This window comes from Sulfitobacter sp. D7 (assembly GCF_003611275.1).
In the GTDB taxonomy this organism is placed as follows: domain Bacteria; phylum Pseudomonadota; class Alphaproteobacteria; order Rhodobacterales; family Rhodobacteraceae; genus Sulfitobacter; species Sulfitobacter profundi.
In genome coordinates this window covers 3,103,619-3,118,617 of record NZ_CP020694.1, presented here as the reverse complement: position 1 = coordinate 3,118,617, position 14,999 = coordinate 3,103,619, and the positions used below count along the sequence as shown (strand labels likewise).

General features: G+C 62.5%; 19 protein-coding genes. 3 read left to right on the top strand and 16 right to left on the bottom strand.

Going from position 1 to position 14,999, the window contains the following annotated elements:
- Positions 1 to 7: 7 nt before the first annotated feature.
- The 7 genes from B5M07_RS15260 to hmgA form a co-directional block, all read right to left on the bottom strand.
- Entirely contained in the window at positions 8 to 1,687 is a 1,680-nt protein-coding gene (locus tag B5M07_RS15260) for an ABC transporter substrate-binding protein (RefSeq protein WP_120351913.1), read from the bottom strand.
- Positions 1,688 to 1,923: 236 nt separating this feature from the next.
- Positions 1,924 to 2,112, bottom strand: a complete 189-nt coding sequence (locus tag B5M07_RS15255; protein WP_067623468.1) for a DUF2783 domain-containing protein — start codon at positions 2,110 to 2,112, stop codon at positions 1,924 to 1,926.
- Positions 2,109 to 3,740: an FAD-dependent oxidoreductase gene (locus B5M07_RS15250; RefSeq protein ID WP_120351912.1), complete on the bottom strand. Its 1,632-nt coding sequence runs from the start codon at positions 3,738 to 3,740 to the stop codon at positions 2,109 to 2,111. Before B5M07_RS15250 ends, B5M07_RS15255 begins: the two co-directional genes overlap by 4 nt.
- Before the next feature lie 10 nt (positions 3,741 to 3,750).
- Complete coding sequence (locus tag B5M07_RS15245) at positions 3,751 to 4,005, bottom strand: hypothetical protein (protein WP_067627169.1); 255 nt, start codon at positions 4,003 to 4,005, stop codon at positions 3,751 to 3,753.
- Complete coding sequence (locus B5M07_RS15240) at positions 4,005 to 4,955, bottom strand: MBL fold metallo-hydrolase (protein ID WP_120351911.1); 951 nt, start codon at positions 4,953 to 4,955, stop codon at positions 4,005 to 4,007. The genes B5M07_RS15245 and B5M07_RS15240 overlap by 1 nt, the downstream gene beginning before the upstream one ends.
- Before the next feature lie 51 nt (positions 4,956 to 5,006).
- Complete coding sequence (gene fahA, locus B5M07_RS15235; protein ID WP_120351910.1) at positions 5,007 to 6,260, bottom strand: fumarylacetoacetase; 1,254 nt, start codon at positions 6,258 to 6,260, stop codon at positions 5,007 to 5,009.
- A gap of 27 nt (positions 6,261 to 6,287) precedes the next feature.
- Positions 6,288 to 7,649 (bottom strand): homogentisate 1,2-dioxygenase, encoded by a 1,362-nt coding sequence (hmgA, locus tag B5M07_RS15230; protein WP_120351909.1) that lies wholly within the window; start codon positions 7,647 to 7,649, stop codon positions 6,288 to 6,290.
- Positions 7,650 to 7,715: 66 nt separating this feature from the next.
- Here hmgA and B5M07_RS15225 point away from each other — a divergent pair, with 66 nt between their 5' ends.
- Together B5M07_RS15225 and B5M07_RS15220 are read left to right on the top strand one after the other, a co-directional pair.
- Positions 7,716 to 8,165, top strand: coding sequence for a MarR family winged helix-turn-helix transcriptional regulator (locus tag B5M07_RS15225; RefSeq protein ID WP_120351908.1), 450 nt, complete (start codon positions 7,716 to 7,718; stop codon positions 8,163 to 8,165).
- A gap of 26 nt (positions 8,166 to 8,191) precedes the next feature.
- Positions 8,192 to 9,076 (top strand): DMT family transporter, encoded by an 885-nt coding sequence (locus B5M07_RS15220; protein ID WP_120351907.1) that lies wholly within the window; start codon positions 8,192 to 8,194, stop codon positions 9,074 to 9,076.
- 2 nt (positions 9,077 to 9,078) lie between these two features.
- On the opposite strand, the gene B5M07_RS15215 is transcribed toward B5M07_RS15220, so the two are convergent.
- Complete coding sequence (locus tag B5M07_RS15215) at positions 9,079 to 9,888, bottom strand: division plane positioning ATPase MipZ (protein ID WP_067627180.1); 810 nt, start codon at positions 9,886 to 9,888, stop codon at positions 9,079 to 9,081.
- A 234-nt stretch (positions 9,889 to 10,122) separates the two neighbouring features.
- Here B5M07_RS15215 and B5M07_RS15210 point away from each other — a divergent pair, with 234 nt between their 5' ends.
- Entirely contained in the window at positions 10,123 to 10,806 is a 684-nt protein-coding gene (locus B5M07_RS15210) for a hypothetical protein (protein WP_120351906.1), read from the top strand.
- Between the two features lie 177 nt (positions 10,807 to 10,983).
- On the opposite strand, the gene rpmE is transcribed toward B5M07_RS15210, so the two are convergent.
- From rpmE to bluB, 8 genes are all read right to left on the bottom strand, one after another.
- Positions 10,984 to 11,205 (bottom strand): 50S ribosomal protein L31, encoded by a 222-nt coding sequence (gene rpmE, locus B5M07_RS15205; protein WP_067262252.1) that lies wholly within the window; start codon positions 11,203 to 11,205, stop codon positions 10,984 to 10,986.
- 11 nt (positions 11,206 to 11,216) lie between these two features.
- A complete protein-coding gene (gene rplS / locus B5M07_RS15200; RefSeq protein WP_067627182.1) occupies positions 11,217 to 11,594 on the bottom strand; it encodes a 50S ribosomal protein L19 in 378 nt (125 codons plus the stop codon).
- 266 nt (positions 11,595 to 11,860) lie between these two features.
- Positions 11,861 to 12,022, bottom strand: a complete 162-nt coding sequence (locus B5M07_RS15195; protein WP_082849512.1) for a DUF1328 family protein — start codon at positions 12,020 to 12,022, stop codon at positions 11,861 to 11,863.
- Between the two features lie 68 nt (positions 12,023 to 12,090).
- Positions 12,091 to 12,879 (bottom strand): tRNA (guanosine(37)-N1)-methyltransferase TrmD, encoded by a 789-nt coding sequence (gene trmD, locus B5M07_RS15190; RefSeq protein WP_120351905.1) that lies wholly within the window; start codon positions 12,877 to 12,879, stop codon positions 12,091 to 12,093.
- Positions 12,876 to 13,667, bottom strand: coding sequence for a hypothetical protein (locus B5M07_RS15185; RefSeq protein WP_120352289.1), 792 nt, complete (start codon positions 13,665 to 13,667; stop codon positions 12,876 to 12,878). The genes trmD and B5M07_RS15185 overlap by 4 nt, the downstream gene beginning before the upstream one ends.
- Before the next feature lie 15 nt (positions 13,668 to 13,682).
- Positions 13,683 to 14,210, bottom strand: coding sequence for a ribosome maturation factor RimM (gene rimM, locus B5M07_RS15180; RefSeq protein WP_120351904.1), 528 nt, complete (start codon positions 14,208 to 14,210; stop codon positions 13,683 to 13,685).
- Complete coding sequence (locus B5M07_RS19510; protein ID WP_162931880.1) at positions 14,207 to 14,356, bottom strand: hypothetical protein; 150 nt, start codon at positions 14,354 to 14,356, stop codon at positions 14,207 to 14,209. The genes rimM and B5M07_RS19510 overlap by 4 nt, the downstream gene beginning before the upstream one ends.
- Entirely contained in the window at positions 14,356 to 14,985 is a 630-nt protein-coding gene (gene bluB, locus B5M07_RS15175; protein WP_120351903.1) for a 5,6-dimethylbenzimidazole synthase, read from the bottom strand. The genes B5M07_RS19510 and bluB overlap by 1 nt, the downstream gene beginning before the upstream one ends.
- Between the last annotated feature and the right edge of the window lie 14 nt (positions 14,986 to 14,999).

Genomic DNA, 14,999 nt, shown 5'->3' with positions numbered 1-14,999 from the left:
TGACGGATCACTCTTCTGCCCAAGCCATCCGCGCCGGGTGGTATTCAAACCCGATGTGGTGGGCGGCACCCACCAACCCCTCGCGGGTGTGGTTATAGAGCGAGCGCCAGTAAGGCTGGATCGTGACGCCATCGTCTTGCAGCATCTTCTCACCCTTCGCCATGATCTCGCGGCGCGCGTCGACATCGGCTGTGGCCAGCGCCTCGGAGAGCAGGGCGTCGAACTCTGGGTTGGCATAGCCAAACTCGTTCCACGCCTCGCCCGAGCGGTAGGCCAGCGCCCAGATTTGCACGCCCAGAGGCCGCGCGTTCCAGTTGGTGGAGGAGAAGGGGTATTTCACCCAGTCGTTCCAGAAGGTCGAGCCGGGCAGGATGGTCCGCTTGACCTTGATGCCCGCGTCACGCAGCTGCGCGGCCACGGCATCGGTCGTGTCCTTGCGCCACGCATCGTCGATCGAGAAGAGCTCATGCTCATAATCCGCCATCCCGGCTTCTTCCATCAGCGCGCGGGCGGCTTCGGGATCGGTCTTGGGCGGTTCGACCTCTGCATATTCGGGGTGCATCGGGCCGACGTGGTGGTTTTCGGCCACGATCCCACGACCGGCATAGCCCAGTTCCAGCAGCACGGCATTGTCGACCGCCAGTTGCAGCGCGTTGCGCACACGCTTGTCTTCGTAAGGCTTCATGCCGTCGATTTCGGCCAATTGGTTGGGGCGGATCACGATGGTCGCCGCTGTGGCGATCTCGTTCTCGACCCAACCGTCGAGCGTGCTCATCACGTCGATGTATTCGCCCTCCATGGAGTAGAAAGCGTCGACTTCTTCGGCCTCGGCAGCGGCGATCCATGCGGAAGGGTCGGTGCCGTAGTCGATGTATTCCAGACGGTCGATGTAGGGCCCGCCAAAGACTTCAGTGCCCCACCAAGTGTGGTCGGGGTTCTTCACCAGCACGCTTTTCACGCCCACTTCGAGCGATTCGGGCAGGTAGGGGCCGGTGCCCTTGGGGTTTTCCAACATGGTGTCGGGGTCGAAACCCTCGGGTGTGATCGCGGCGGGGTAGTCGGCCATGCCGGGGATCAGCGTGATGTCAGATTTGGGCAGCTTCAGCTTGACCGTGTGGTCATCGACCACCTCAATCGCACCTTCGATGGCCTTGCCGGTCTCTTCGTCCACCAGCGTGGCGAAACGGCCCGCCATGGAGTTGCCTTCGAGCGATTTATCGCACCAGCCTTCGATGTTGCGCGCCACGTCCTGCGCGGTGAAGGGGGTGCCGTCGTTCCATGTCACGCCCTTGCGGACGTTCAGCGTGTATTCGGTGGCGTCGTCGCTGATCTCCCAGCTTTCCAGCAGGCCGGGGGTGAAGGTGCCGTCGTTCTCCCAGATGGCGAGATACTCCAACCAGCCGCGGCTGAAGTTGGCGATTTGCGACCAGTCATAGGTGCGCGGGTCTTTTAGGGCACGCACCTCCATCTGCATCCGCACGGTGCCGCCTTCCTTGAGGTTGGCATGGGCCGCCGCACGCGCGGGCGCGGCCATGCCAAGCATCCCGTAGGCTGTGGCGGACGTGGCCCCGAAGGCGCTCGCAATCGCCAGAAACTCGCGTCTGCTGACGGGGTCTTTCTTGGCGTTCTCGGCTGATGTCAGCACGGATTGCGGCAGCGGTTTTCCGGTGCGTGTCAAAAATTCCATGATTTTCCTCTCTGTTGGTGCGTTGGCCGTGGCCATCGCGGATCCCCACTTTTAAGGGTGGGGCAGGTGATGCAGTTGACCTGCTTTTGTCGCCTCTTGAGGTGGGCGCGGGGTGTTTAGTCTGCCGATCAGGCGCGTTGCGTCAAGCCTGTCGCGGGAAGTTGAGGAGCAAGTTAGCGCAGGAAACCGTCCCGGCAAGCGGGGTGGCCGGGAAAAACCACTGGTAAAATGGCGGTTTAGGCCAGATCACGCGCCGCTTTGAAAAGCGTCTCAAGCCGGGCGGGGTCACCGACCTCATTGGCCAGCATCAGCACCAATCGCGCGTTCAGGGCGTGGCTTTCGGCCTCGCTCAGCCCTTCGTGGGCGGCCATGAGCGCGGCATAGACGGTGTCACCCTCGGTGCCGAGGTTGTCTTGAAGGATCATGCGGTGGCTCCTTTCGCGTAGTCTAAAGCGCCGTCAAAGGCACGGGCAAAGGCGCGGGAAATCGCGGCCCTGTCGGGCTGGTCGAAGACGGCGCAGACATGGCCATCGGGGCGCAGCAGATAGAGGAACCCGCTGCCATAGCGCCGCTGTGCATGGCCATCTTTGCCCTGAAAACAGGGGTAGGCATCCTGCGATTGGTCGATGCCGATACGCCTCAGGCCGGGGATATCCGGGGCCGTGATCCCGCCGACCGCGAGCAGGGTGAACTGGCCCTGAACCTCCCCCAGCAGCCAGCGATCCCCCGCAGGTCCGGCAAGCGGCGCGTCGATCAGCGCGCTGCCGGGGCGCAGGGGGGCGTCGCCTGCAGTTTGCAGCGGGCTGTGGGCCAGCGTGCAGGGTTGTGACAGGCGGCCTGAATTTATCAGCTTGCGGGCGAAAGGATGACGCGCGGCGAGGGTCAGCACCTCATTGCGAAACAGGGTTTCGATGGGCGATTTGGGGGTCATGAAATTGGTCGCGCGGGCGGAGTTGCGCATGTTCTCATCCGCGCCATGCCCGCGTTCGATGTCATAGCTCTCGATCAGGCTGGTGGGCGCGTCGCCCTGCACGACAGCGGCGAGTTTCCAGCCGAGGTTGTCGACATCCTGCACCCCGCCATTGCCGCCCCGTGCGCCAAACGGGCTGACCACATGGGCGCTGTCCCCGACAAAGACCACGCGGCCCTGCACGAACTTCTCCAACCGTGCGCAGCGGAACTTATAGACGCTCATCCAATCCAATCGGAAAGGCGCATCGCCCAGCATCTGCTTCAGGCGGGGCAGGACTTTTTCTTCGGTCGCCTCGGCCTTCGGGTCGGTCTCTGGCCCCAGTTGCAGATCGATGCGGTAGATATTGTCGGGCTGTTTATGCAACAGCGCGGATTGCCCGTTGTGAAAGGGTGGGGCGAACCAGAACCATCGCTCGGGCGTGTCATGGTCACCAAAGGGGGAGGTGTCCATCTCTACGTCGGCGATCAGGAAATGTTCGTCAAAGGTCTGGCCCTCGAAAGGCAGTCCCATGCGTTTGCGGGTGGCGGAGCCTGCGCCATCGCAGGCGATGTACCAGTCGGTTTCCAGTTGGTACGGGCCGTCCGGCGTCTCAACCGTCAGTTCAACGTGATCGGCGTGGCCTTTGTGATTGGTCACCTTGTTGAGAAACCGCAGGTCGATCAGGTCGGGGAAATCTTGTGCGCGTTCAACAAGGTACTCTTCGACATAGTATTGCTGGAGGTTCACGAAGGCCGGGTATTTATGCCCCGGTTCGGGCAGCAGATCGAAATTATAGACCTCCCTCTCGCCGTGAAACTGGCGGCCCACTTTCCATGTCACCCCCTTATCCAGCATCCGCTCGCCGATGCCCAGCCTGTCGAAAATCTCCAACGTTCGTTTCGCCCAGCAGATCGCGCGAGAGCCGAGCGAGACAACATTGTTGTCATCCAGCACGACCGATTTGACCCCGCGCAGGGCCAAGTCCACCGCCATCGACAGCCCGATGGGGCCGGCGCCCACGATCACCACCGGGTGCCGTGACTCGGGCGCGGTGAGGCCGGGCGGGGGGCTGTAGGGGAAGGGGGTGTAGGCATAGGCCATGGTGGTTTCCTCAGACAAGAGCGCGCAAAAGCAGCAGGACAAGCAGGGCCAGCGTGGTCAGCGTCACCCGTCGGCGCGACTTGCGGTGCTCTGGCGCGCGGAGCATCTTTGACCAAACCTGTGCCGTATCGCGCAGCCCGGCGTAGGGCTGCCCGCTCCGGCGCGCAGCTTGGCGGCGGTGATCCATCACCAGTGCAAAGACCAGATAGAACCAGAGCGCCAGCGCCAGTATGATCAGGCCGGTAAGGAGCGCGGGCAGGGGCATCAGTCCGACAGCGCCTCCCACATCTCTTTGTCGCGCTTAGCCGTCCAGATGCGCGGCGTGTCGATGTCGAGCGCTTCGTCATAGGCGCGGGCGACGTTGAAGGGCAGGCAGTGCTCATAGATTGCATAGTCGCCGAATTTGGGGTCGCATTCGGCGCGCACGGCGTCCCATGCCTCTTTCAAGGTGCCGCCGCGCAGGGCCACGCGGGCCGCCGGACGGTAGGTGGAGCGCACGAAGTCTGCGGTGCTGTCAATCGCGGCATTAACCATCTCGCGGCCCACCAGCGCGTCGCCGCGACCCGGCGCGATGGCGTCGAGGTCAAAGGCGCGGATGCGTTCCAGCGTGCCGGGCCAGTCGTGGAAATGCCCATCGCCGCAATAGCAGGCGGAGTGGTATTCGACGATGTCGCCGGTGAACATGACGTTTTGATCGGGCACATAGATCACCGCATCACCCGCCGTATGGGCGCGACCAAGCTGCATGATGTCGACCCGGCGTTTGCCGAGATAGACGCTCATCCGCCCGTTGAAAGTGGTGGTGGGATAGGTCAGGCCGGGGATGCTTTCATGGCCTTCAAACAGGCGCGGGAAACGCTCGAACTCGCTGTCCCAATCTTCTTGGCCACGCTCAGCAACCATGGCGCGGGCCTTTTCAGACATGATGATTTGCTGTGCACCAAAGGCCGAGGCCCCGAGCACGCGCACGGCATGATAGTGGGTCAGCACCACATGGCTGATCGGTTTGTCGGTGACCGAGCGGACGCATTCGATGACCTTGTTCGCCAGACGCGGTGTCGCCTGCGCTTCGATGATCATCACGCTGTCGTCGCCAATGATGACGCCAGAGTTCGGATCGCCCTCGGCGGTGAAGGCATAAAGCCCCTCTCCGACCTCGGTGAACGAGATTTCCTTTTCGGTCATGTCGCCTTGGGATGCGAATTGCTTGGCCATGTGATGTCCTTCTGTCTTGGTTTGCCTGGCGGTCAGGGCGCGTTCATGTGTTCAGGAAAAGTCGATTGCCGGGCGGATTTTGCCGGTGCAGCTGCCAAAACCCACGCGAAAGCCGTCGCCCTGCGCGTGACCGGTGAGGGTCAGCGTGTCGCCGTCTTCGACAAAGCTGCGGCTGCTGCCGTCTGCGAGGGTGATCGGCTCTTTGCCGCCCCATGACAGTTCCAGCAGTGACCCGCGTTGTGATTTTTCGGGGCCGGAGATGGTGCCGGAGCCCAGCAGATCGCCCGCGTTCATCGCGCAGCCCGAAGAGGCGTGATGGGTCAACTGCTGCGCGGCGGAGTAATACATTTCGCGGTAGTTGGTGCGGGCGATTTCTTCGGCTCCGCCCCCCTCGGGCTGGAGCAGCACCGACAGGTCAATGTCATAGAGGCCGGGTTTGGTTTCGCGCAGGTAGGGCAAGAGGTCCTTTTCGCGCTCAGGTGTCGAGGTGCGGAACGGCTCAAGCGCGTCGCGGGTCACGATCCAAGGAGAGATCGACGTGGCAAATGCCTTGGCCTGAAACGGGCCGAGGGGTTGGTATTCCCACGCCTGAATATCCCGCGCTGACCAGTCGTTGAGCAGCACATAGCCAAAGATCATCTCATCCGCCTCGTCGATGCTGACGGGCTGGCCCATCTCGGTCGAAGTGCCGACGATCGCGCCCATCTCAAGCTCGATGTCCAGTCGTTGGCAGGGGCCGAAATGCGGCGCATCGGCGTCTGGGGCTTTTAGCTGGCCATTGGGGCGGGTGATCTCGGTCCCCGAAACGACGACGGTAGAGGCGCGGCCATTGTAGCCGATGGGAATGTGCAGCCAGTTCGGCGGCAGGGCATTCTCGGCCCCGCGAAACATCGTGCCGACATTGGTCGCGTGATGCTTGCCCGCGTAGAAATCCGTGTATTCCGAGACCATCATCGGCATGTGCAGCCGCGCTTCGTCCATCCGTACCAGATGCGGCGCGACGGCGGCCTGATCCGGGGCATCCGCGCAGAGCAGTTCTACCAGCCGCGCCCGCAGGGAGGCCCATGCCGCTGGGCCAAGGTCCATCACATCGTTCCAATAGGGCACATCGAACACCGGCTCTTCGGCGAGGGTGATTAGCCCCTCTTCCTCCAAAGCGGCCATGTCGAGGATTTGATCGCCAATCGCCACGCCACAGCGCGCTTCCAGCCGATTGGTCGTGAAAACACCGTAGGGCAGATTGTTGAGGGGGAAATCGGTATCGGCGCTGTTGGCGCTTTCCACCCAAGAGGTCATCAGGGTCATGTCGGTCCTTTCAGGGGGCAGGCGGGCTTACTTCTTGCCAGGTGTGCCGTCGAATTTCTTCTCAAGGCTCTCCCAGCAGTCGATGTAATCGTCCTGCAGGGGTGCTTCTTTGGCGGCGAATTCGGTCAGATGCTGCGGGAAGCGGGTCTCGAACATGAAGGACATTGTGTTGTCGAGCTTATGCGGCGCAAGCTCGGCGTTTGACGCCCCTTCGAACGCATTCCGGTCCGGCCCATGCGGCAGCATCATGTTGTGCAGGGACATCCCGCCGGGGATGAACCCCTTGGGCTTGGCGTCATACTGACCGTGAATATTGCCCATCAGCTCAGACATGATGTTTTTATGATACCACGGCGGGCGGAAGGTATCTTCGGCCACCATCCAACGGTCGCGGAACAGCACGAAGTCGATGTTGGCGGTGCCTTCGACGCCCGAGGGCGCGGTCAGCACGGTAAAGATTGACGGGTCGGGATGGTCAAAGAGCACCGCGCCCACGGGGCAATAGGTGTTCAGGTCGTATTTCACCGGGGCGTAGTTGCCGTGCCAAGCCACCACGTCGAGCGGCGAATGCCCGATCTTGGTCTCATGGAACTGGCCGCACCATTTGATCGTCACGGTCGAGGGCGCCTCGCGGTCTTCAAAGGCGGCCACGGGCGTCTTGAAATCGCGCGGGTTCGCCATGCAGTTCGCGCCAATCGGGCCGCGTGCTGGCAGGTGGAACTTCTGGCCATAGTTCTCACAGACAAACCCCCGCGCCGGCCCCTCCAGCACTTCGACACGGTAGACCAGCCCACGCGGGATGATGGCGATCTCCTGGGGGGCGATGTCCATCACGCCCAACTCGGTGCAAAAGCGCAGCGTGCCTTCCTGCGGGACGATCAGCAGCTCGCTGTCGGCGGAATAATAATAGCTGTCCACCATGCTCTCGGTGACCAGATAGATATGGCTCGCCATGCCGATCTGCGTGTTCACATCCCCCGCCGTGGTCATGGTGCGCATGCCGGTAAGCCACGTCAGCGGCGCGTCGGAATGCGGCACCGGATCCCAGCGGTATTGGCCAAGGCTGGTCACATCCTGCGGCTGATGCGGGGCGGATTTCCAATAGGGCAGATCGATCCGCTCATACCGCGACGAGTGTTTGACCGAGGGCCGGATGCGGTAGCACCACGTGCGCTCGTTCTGATGAGACGGCGCGGTAAAAGCGGTGCCCGAAAGCTGTTCGCCATAGAGACCGTAGTTGCATTTCTGCGGGGAGTTCATGCCCTGCGGCAGCGCGCCGGGCAGGGCCTCCGTCTCAAAATCATTGCCAAAACCGGGCATGTAGCCCGGATGCGTGCCCGAAGTGTTGGCCGCGCTGGTCATCGTCGTTGGCTTTGAATGGCTGGTCATCTGTGCCCCCTTGCAGAATCTGTTGCGACTGTAATAGTTGGATTTGTAACTAACAAGCGGTGTAGCATGGCGGACGACGACTTTCAGCTTCAGTATTTTCTGCCCTACCTGTTGAGCCAAGCGGCAGAGGCCTCTTCGCTTGAGTTTCAGCAGATCTACAAAAGCCGCTATGGGATGCTGCGCACCGAATGGCGGGTGCTGTTCCACCTCGGGCTCTACGGGCAACTCACGGCGAGTGAGATCGGCCAGCGCGCGCGGATGCATAAGACCAAGATCAGCCGCGCCGTGCACCGCCTGACGGAACGGCGCTTTGTCACCCGTACCCGCGACGATGGGGATCGCCGGGTAGAGCATCTGTCGCTGACCCGGCAGGGCCAAGCGGCCTATGACGATCTGCGCGCGGTGGCGCAGCGCTATAATGCCGCGCTCATGGACACGCTCGACCCTGCCGAGGCGGCGGTGCTGCGGCGGGCGCTGCTCAAGCTTTCGGATGTGGCGCAGGGGGGCTTTACTTAGGCTGCGGAAATCGCCACCGATGGCGCATGACAGATCAGACCAAAGGCCTCCTGCTTACCTTTTTCGGGGTGATGTGCATCGTTCCCGAAGCGCTTTTCGTGCGCGTCATCGACGCGCCGATGCTGACGCTGGCGTTCTGGAAAGTGACCCTCGTTGGATTGGCGATTGGCACAGGGTTGCTGCTGGCCCAAGGCACCGCGCCTTTCCGCGCCCTGCGCGGCGCCGGTTGGGCCAGCGCGATTTACGTCGGCGGCGTGGCCTGCGCCGGGGTCGGCTTTGTGCTGGCGGTGCGCCTGACTTCGGTGGCGAATGTGGTCTTTATCCTCGCCTCTTTGCCCGTCTTCGCGGCGATCTACAGCAAGGTCTTTCTGGGTGAGCCGATCAGTCGACGCATGTTCTTTACCATCGCGGCGGTGCTGGCCGGGCTTGCCGTGATCGCCTTTGGCTCGGGCGAGACCGAAAATGCCTCTCGCGCGGGGGACCTGTTGGCGCTGTCGATCTCGGCGATCTTTGCCGGTGCGCTGACTGCGGCGCGCCACGCGCGCGCGGTGTCGATGGTGCCCGCGGTCGCGCTGGCCTATCTGCTGGCCGGAGCGGTGCTGCTGCCCGTGGCGCAGCCCCTGCAAATGCCCGCCGCAGAACTGCCGCAGATGCTGCTCTACGCGGTCTTTATGGCCGCCAGCGCGGGGCTCATCGCGCTCGGGCCGCGCTATATCTCAGGCGCCGAAGTCGGTCTGCTGGTCTTGTTGGAATCCGTGCTTGCCCCGCTGCTGGTCTGGGCGGTGCTGGGCGAAGATCCGGGCATCTACGGGCTGATCGGCGGCGGCATCGTCGTGGGCGCGCTGTTCCTGTCGAACCTCATTGCCCTGTCACGCCGCCGCCGTGTCGTGCCGCCGCTGCCTCATCACTAACTTCAAAAGTCGGGGGTGACGCCCGGCAGGTCCAACGCCTTGATCAATTCGCGCAGTTCCTGACGCGCAGCGATGTTGGAGATATTGAGCTGTTTCACCCCGATATCTTTGAGGTCCAGCAGCGTTAGGCCGCGCGGAAAAAGCTCCCGAAAGATCACCCGCTCATTGAACCCCGGTGCGGTGCGAAAGCCGATCCGCTTGCTGAGATTGCCAATCGCCCGCTCCATCTTTTCTTTGTTCACCATCCGCTGCGCACCCAGACGGTTGCGCACCACGACCCAGTCAATCGCCGAAAGCCCGGCCTGCGCGCGCAGCTGCCGCGCATTCCAAACCATCTCGGAATAGACCGATGGCCCGGTGATCTTTTCCCCATTGGCATCGATATGGGCCAGCAGGTCAAAGTCGATGAAACTGTCGTTAAGCGGGGTGATCAGCGTGTCCGCCAGCGAATGCGCGACCTGGCTCAACCGGGTATGAGAGCCGGGACAGTCGATCAGAATGAAATCATTGTCCGGCTCTAACTCCGCCACAGCCGCGCTGATACGGTGGTCATACATGTTCTCGCCGGGGCGCAGGCTGCTGGCCTCCACATCCGGCAATTCGCAAAGCGTCGGACTGGCAAGCGTCAGACCGGACTCGCGCATGAAATCGCGGCGGTTCTCGATGTAGCGGCCAAAGGTCCGCTGCCGCAAGTCGAGGTCCAGCCCGCTGACCTTATGGCCAAGGCGCGCCAAGGCCGTCGCCACATGCATGGAAACGGTCGATTTGCCCGCGCCGCCTTTTTCGTTACCGACGACGATTATATGCGCCATACTGCTGTCCCTTCGCGCCTGCCCTTCAAAGCAGGATATTGTTGAGCCGCACTATATGTAGGGTTCTCCGCTTTGGAAAGTGGCGAGGCGGCTTGTTCAGCCCGACCGTGGCAGCGCTGCCGCGTTTGCACAACAGAGGGATTTGCCCTATTTTCACCATCTAAGGCGCAGTGTAACACCGCGCCTTACCGCCCTGACTGGTGGTCCAAGTAACCGTTCAATCAAGGCCCCCTTATGGCAGATCACAACCCCGGCACATCCAGCAGTTCAAAACCGACGACCGCGCGCGGCGTGCTGCCCTCTTTGGGCGCAGTGATCGCGGAATTCGCGCTTGTCTGCCTGCTGGTGGCTCTGGTGCCGGTCACGGTTTACCTTGATACAGCCGTTCTGGGCGATGGCGTCTCCGAAGACTCGCTGACAGAACATCTGCACAATACTTTCCTCGCTATTGCGGCTGCCATCTTCATGCTGGGCGCTTACAAACATGTGGGCATGCGGGGGTATCTCACACTGGTGGCCACGCTCTTCGCCTGCATGTTCCTGCGCGAATATGACGCCGCGCTCGACCGTATCCAGCACGGGTTCTGGATTTACCCCGCCCTCGTGACACTGGCCGTGGGCAGCTTCATCGCATGGCGCAATCGCGGGACAACGCTCCTGCCGATGCTGCACCATCTGCAAACCCGCTCTGCCACCTTTGTCTATATCGGCGTGGTGCTGCTGCTCTTTTTCTCGCGGACCTTCGGCACCGGCGCTTTGTGGGAGGCCGTCATGGGCGCCGCCTATGACCCCCAAGTCAAAACCACCGTGCAAGAGGGCACCGAACTGCTCGCCTACCTGCTGATTGCCTACGGCGCGGTGCTCTCGCACCTGCACGGCTACGGCGCCCAAGCCGCCCTACAAGAGCGCCGCCTCTAACCCCGGCAGCCAATGCAGGCGCCGTTCTCCACCGACGCGCAGCCCTCCCTCCTTTCATCCTTTTAAAAATACCGCCGCACCGCCTGCCACATACGCCCGGTCCCGGCCCCATACCCCGAAACGCAAAAGGCGCGACCCATAGGAGCCGCGCCTTTGCATTCACAATGTAGGGTAGGCTTAGAAGCCCAGACCTGCATATTTGTTCTTGAACTTCGACACGCGGCCGCCGGTGTCCATGATGCGGCCAGTGCCGCCGGTCCACGCGGGGTGCACGGAAGGGTCGATGTCGAGCGACAGTTGGTCGCCTTCTTTGCCCCATGTCGATTTCATTTCCACAACAGTGCCGTCGGTCATCTTGACGTTGATGATGTGGTATTCGGGATGTGTATCGGTTTTCATCGACCAGTCCTTTATGCGTTCGCGCGGGGCTTGTAGTGGGCGTTTTCGACAATACGTGCGGATTTACCGCGACGGCTGCGCAGGTAGTACAGCTTGGCGCGACGCACGCGGCCACGGCGCACAACGGTGATGCTGTCGATGTTGGTCGAATGCAGCGGGAACACACGTTCCACGCCTTCGCCAAAGGAAATCTTGCGCACGGTGAAAGACCCGGCAATGCCGTGGCCGTTCTTGCGCGAAATGCAGACGCCTTCGTAGTTCTGCACACGGGTGCGGGTGCCTTCGGTGACTTTAAAGCCAACGCGAACGGTATCACCAGCACGGAAGTCGGGGATCTCTTTCCCCAGTTCGGCGACTTGTTCCGCCTCGATCTCTGCGATCAGGTTCATCTGACCTATCTCCTATGATGTTCGCGGTATTCCACGAAATTATGTCGCGACCCAGAGCTTCGGGTTCTATCGGGCAGCGCCGGGATCATTCTCGATCACAAGGGCCCCCGCCGGAGGTATCATCGTCATTGCTTTATTCGCTTGCGCCTAAACGCAAAGCACCGGAGCCGCCAAAGCGATTCCGGATGCGCGGGGTATAGGGGGCAATCGCTAAAGGATCAAGGGGGCTCTCGCCGCCTTGATCCCCAGTTTTGTAGCTCAGCGCGTCAGGCCAGCGCAATCACGCCCAAGACAACGAGCAGGAAAAGCACCAGCACGATGCCGATCAGCACTTTTGCCCCGGTCATCGCAGCCCCCGACACGCGACCAAAGCCCAAGAGAGCCGCCACAGCGGCGACGATCAGCAGAATGAGAATCAGTTCAAGCATTTGGTTTCTCCCTCCAATATGGGGGATCAACGCGCCGCGCGGGGGCGGGTTCCCTAGGGGCCGCTTGCTTAGTCTTTGCCCTCAAACGCGGCCCACATGTCGGGGCGGCGTTTGCGGGTCAGGTCTTCGGCCTGCGCTTGCCGCCATTTTGCGATCTCGCCATGGTTGCCCGACATCAGCACAGGGGGGATTTCGCGCCCCTCCCATGTGGTGGGGCGGGTGTATTGCGGGTGTTCCAGAAGTCCCGAGGCATGGCTTTCCTCTTCGATGCTGTCGGCATTGCCTAGTACGCCGGGCAGCAGGCGCACGGTGGCGTCGATCATCGCTTGGGCTGCCAGTTCGCCGCCCGTCATGACGAAATCGCCCAAGCTGACCTCGGTAATGCCGAAATGCTCAATCACCCGCTCATCGACCCCTTCAAACCGCCCGCAGAGCATCGTCACCCCTGCGCAGCTTGCCAAATCGCGCGCCATGGCCTGATCGAACCGCCGCCCGCGCGGCGACATGTAAAGGATCGGCCAGCGCCCATGAGCGTGGCTTTGCGCGCGGGCCAGAGCCGGGCCGACAACATCGGCGCGCATCACCATGCCCGCCCCGCCGCCCGCGGGGGTGTCGTCGACGTTGCGGTGTTTGCCGATGCCAAAATCGCGCAGGTCGTGGGTGTGCAGCTGCCAGCGGCCTTCGTGCAAGGCCTTGCCGGTCAGGCTGGCCCCCAGCACGCCGGGGAAGAGATCGGGAAACAGGGTCACGATCCGGGCTTGCCAGACATCGGCGTAATCGGGCGCGTCTTGCATCAATGCGCGGGGTTTCAGGCTGGGCCGTGCGCTTTGGCGTCCGTGAGAGCGGGTGGGTTTCATGCGGTTCCTGCCTGTGTCAGTAGGGCGGTCTTGGCGCGGCGGCGCGCCTGTGGGTCATCGGCGTGTTGGCGGTTGGCGTCAAGCAGAGCCTGCAAGAGTTCCGCAGGCAAGCGTCGGTTCTCGGGCGGTGGCAGCGTTAGCTCTGCCATCACCTCAGGCGGCAGCTCGCACAGATCAAGCAGCGGGGTTGCCGGGCCAAGCGGCAGGTCGCGGCACGCCTCCAGCCGCGCGTGATGCACCGGGCAGGGCAGGCGGCGGGTGATTGTCTCGACCACCGTGTCCAAGTCTGCCGCAGGGGCGTAGCGGGCGGTGAACTCGGCAAGGTCCAACGTCATCGACGAGGCTTTGACATGTTCCCAATAGGCCGAAGCGATCCACTCCACCGGGTCACGGGTCGAGAGGTAGACCATGATCTCTGCCCGAGGAAAGCGCTGGCGCAGGCTGCGGGTGAAGCTGTCCAACAACTCGGGCGCGGCGCTGTAATCGGCCAGATCGCCCCGGCCCGGCAAATGGCCCGCCAGTTCCTCAGCCGAGAGGATAAGCGTCCGGCGTGGCATCCGGGGCAGGGCGTCGAGCAAGGCGTCGAAGCGGTGTTCGGCCTTGAGCAGCGTAAGCGGATCGCGCCATGTGGAATAGCCGCGCGTGGCATGCAGCAGGTCTTTCATCTGCCAACGCAGGCGCAGCGCGACATGGGGTCTCAGCACGCTGCGGTTCGCGCGCAATGTGGCCTGAAGGGAACTGGTCCCGGTCTTGTGAAAGCCGGGATGCAGGATGATCCGGCGGGGCATCATCCGGCTCCGGTCTCAGCCATCCTTGCCATCCGGCAGCACGCCCAAGGGCGGGTCGGCGACGATCCGGCCCGTGGCAAGATCGACGGTCGGCACGGCGGCCTTGGTGAAGGGCAGGAAGGTGGTGGCCGAGGTGCCCGCCAATTGCAGTTCCAACAGATCGTCCGCCCCGTGGTTCTGCACCGTTTTCACGCGGCCCAGCAGCGCGCCGCCAGTGTCATAGACCTCAAGCCCGATGAGGTCGGCGTGGTAGAACTCATCATCCGGCAGACCGGGAAGTTGGTCGCGCGCGGCAAAGAGCGAGACACCGCGCATATCGTCGGCCTCTTCCTTGGTGGTGATCTCGGCGATGCGGGCGGCAAAGCCGTTCTTGACCGGGTGCAGCAGAGCAAGGGTGAAGGTCCGGCTGCCATCCTCGGTGCTCAGCGGGCGGTAGCCCTCGATGTCTGCGGGCACGGCGCAGTAGCTTTTCACGCGCACTTCGCCGCGCACGCCGTAGGCGCCCGCGATGGCACCGACACAGATCAGGTCTTGGTCACTCATTGCAACAACTCCGAATTCACGCAGATCGTCCCGGTCCATTCTCCGGCCCCGGCTTTGCATTCGTCCTGCATTAACTGCCGATCGTAGCGGATGCCAAGGACAAAGCCGAGCACGAGCACGGACAGAAGGAACAGTAGCTTTTTCATTAACGGGCCTCGACCTTCAGGTGCGGGGCGCGCACCTCCCACCCCTTGGTTTCCAGTTCCGGCGTCAGGCTGTTGTCCTCGGGCCAGCCCATACAAAGATAGGCCACCAGCGACCAGTCCTTTGGAACGGCAAGATCACGGTTCAGCCGCGCAGGGTCAAGCACGGAAACCCAGCCCAGCCCAAGGCCATGGGCGCGGGCGGTGAGCCACAAATAGTTGATCCCACCCACCACGGAATAGCGGCGCATCTCGGGCATTGTCCCGGCACCAAGGCCGCTGCCTTTGTCGGTGCTTTCATCACAGTAAACTGCCAATTGCTCAGGCGCGTCGCTCATGCCCGAAAGCTTGAGCCCGGCATAGAGCGCGGCCTTGTCACCGTCATATCCGGCAAGGGCGCGGGCATTGGCTGTTTCGAAATTCTCAAGCGCGGCTTGGCGCGCGGTGTCAGATTGCACGCGGATGATCCGCCATGGTTCCGACAGGCCCACAGAAGGGGCGAAAGTAAAGCTGTCGAGGCAGGTTTGCACCAGTGCCTCGTCCAGCGGGTCTGTGCGAAAGCGGCGCACATCGCGCCGCCACCGCATCAGGTCGTGCAGCCCGGCACGGAAGTCTTCAGAGAATTCATCCATGCCGGGCGCTCGCA

What these genes read in the sequence shown, in the direction of transcription:
- B5M07_RS15260 (WP_120351913.1), bottom strand. Translation starts at nt 1,687, where the DNA reads ATGGAATTTTTGACACGCACCGGAAAACCGCTGCCGCAATCCGTGCTG.
- B5M07_RS15255 (WP_067623468.1), bottom strand. Translation starts at nt 2,112, where the DNA reads ATGATCCTTCAAGACAACCTCGGCACCGAGGGTGACACCGTCTATGCC.
- B5M07_RS15250 (WP_120351912.1), bottom strand. Translation starts at nt 3,740, where the DNA reads ATGGCCTATGCCTACACCCCCTTCCCCTACAGCCCCCCGCCCGGCCTC.
- B5M07_RS15245 (WP_067627169.1), bottom strand. Translation starts at nt 4,005, where the DNA reads ATGCCCCTGCCCGCGCTCCTTACCGGCCTGATCATACTGGCGCTGGCG.
- B5M07_RS15240 (WP_120351911.1), bottom strand. Translation starts at nt 4,955, where the DNA reads ATGGCCAAGCAATTCGCATCCCAAGGCGACATGACCGAAAAGGAAATC.
- fahA (WP_120351910.1), bottom strand. Translation starts at nt 6,260, where the DNA reads ATGACCCTGATGACCTCTTGGGTGGAAAGCGCCAACAGCGCCGATACC.
- hmgA (WP_120351909.1), bottom strand. Translation starts at nt 7,649, where the DNA reads ATGACCAGCCATTCAAAGCCAACGACGATGACCAGCGCGGCCAACACT.
- B5M07_RS15225 (WP_120351908.1), top strand. Translation starts at nt 7,716, where the DNA reads ATGGCGGACGACGACTTTCAGCTTCAGTATTTTCTGCCCTACCTGTTG.
- B5M07_RS15220 (WP_120351907.1), top strand. Translation starts at nt 8,192, where the DNA reads ATGACAGATCAGACCAAAGGCCTCCTGCTTACCTTTTTCGGGGTGATG.
- B5M07_RS15215 (WP_067627180.1), bottom strand. Translation starts at nt 9,888, where the DNA reads ATGGCGCATATAATCGTCGTCGGTAACGAAAAAGGCGGCGCGGGCAAA.
- B5M07_RS15210 (WP_120351906.1), top strand. Translation starts at nt 10,123, where the DNA reads ATGGCAGATCACAACCCCGGCACATCCAGCAGTTCAAAACCGACGACC.
- rpmE (WP_067262252.1), bottom strand. Translation starts at nt 11,205, where the DNA reads ATGAAAACCGATACACATCCCGAATACCACATCATCAACGTCAAGATG.
- rplS (WP_067627182.1), bottom strand. Translation starts at nt 11,594, where the DNA reads ATGAACCTGATCGCAGAGATCGAGGCGGAACAAGTCGCCGAACTGGGG.
- B5M07_RS15195 (WP_082849512.1), bottom strand. Translation starts at nt 12,022, where the DNA reads ATGCTTGAACTGATTCTCATTCTGCTGATCGTCGCCGCTGTGGCGGCT.
- trmD (WP_120351905.1), bottom strand. Translation starts at nt 12,879, where the DNA reads ATGAAACCCACCCGCTCTCACGGACGCCAAAGCGCACGGCCCAGCCTG.
- B5M07_RS15185 (WP_120352289.1), bottom strand. Translation starts at nt 13,667, where the DNA reads ATGCCCCGCCGGATCATCCTGCATCCCGGCTTTCACAAGACCGGGACC.
- rimM (WP_120351904.1), bottom strand. Translation starts at nt 14,210, where the DNA reads ATGAGTGACCAAGACCTGATCTGTGTCGGTGCCATCGCGGGCGCCTAC.
- B5M07_RS19510 (WP_162931880.1), bottom strand. Translation starts at nt 14,356, where the DNA reads ATGAAAAAGCTACTGTTCCTTCTGTCCGTGCTCGTGCTCGGCTTTGTC.
- bluB (WP_120351903.1), bottom strand. Translation starts at nt 14,985, where the DNA reads ATGGATGAATTCTCTGAAGACTTCCGTGCCGGGCTGCACGACCTGATG.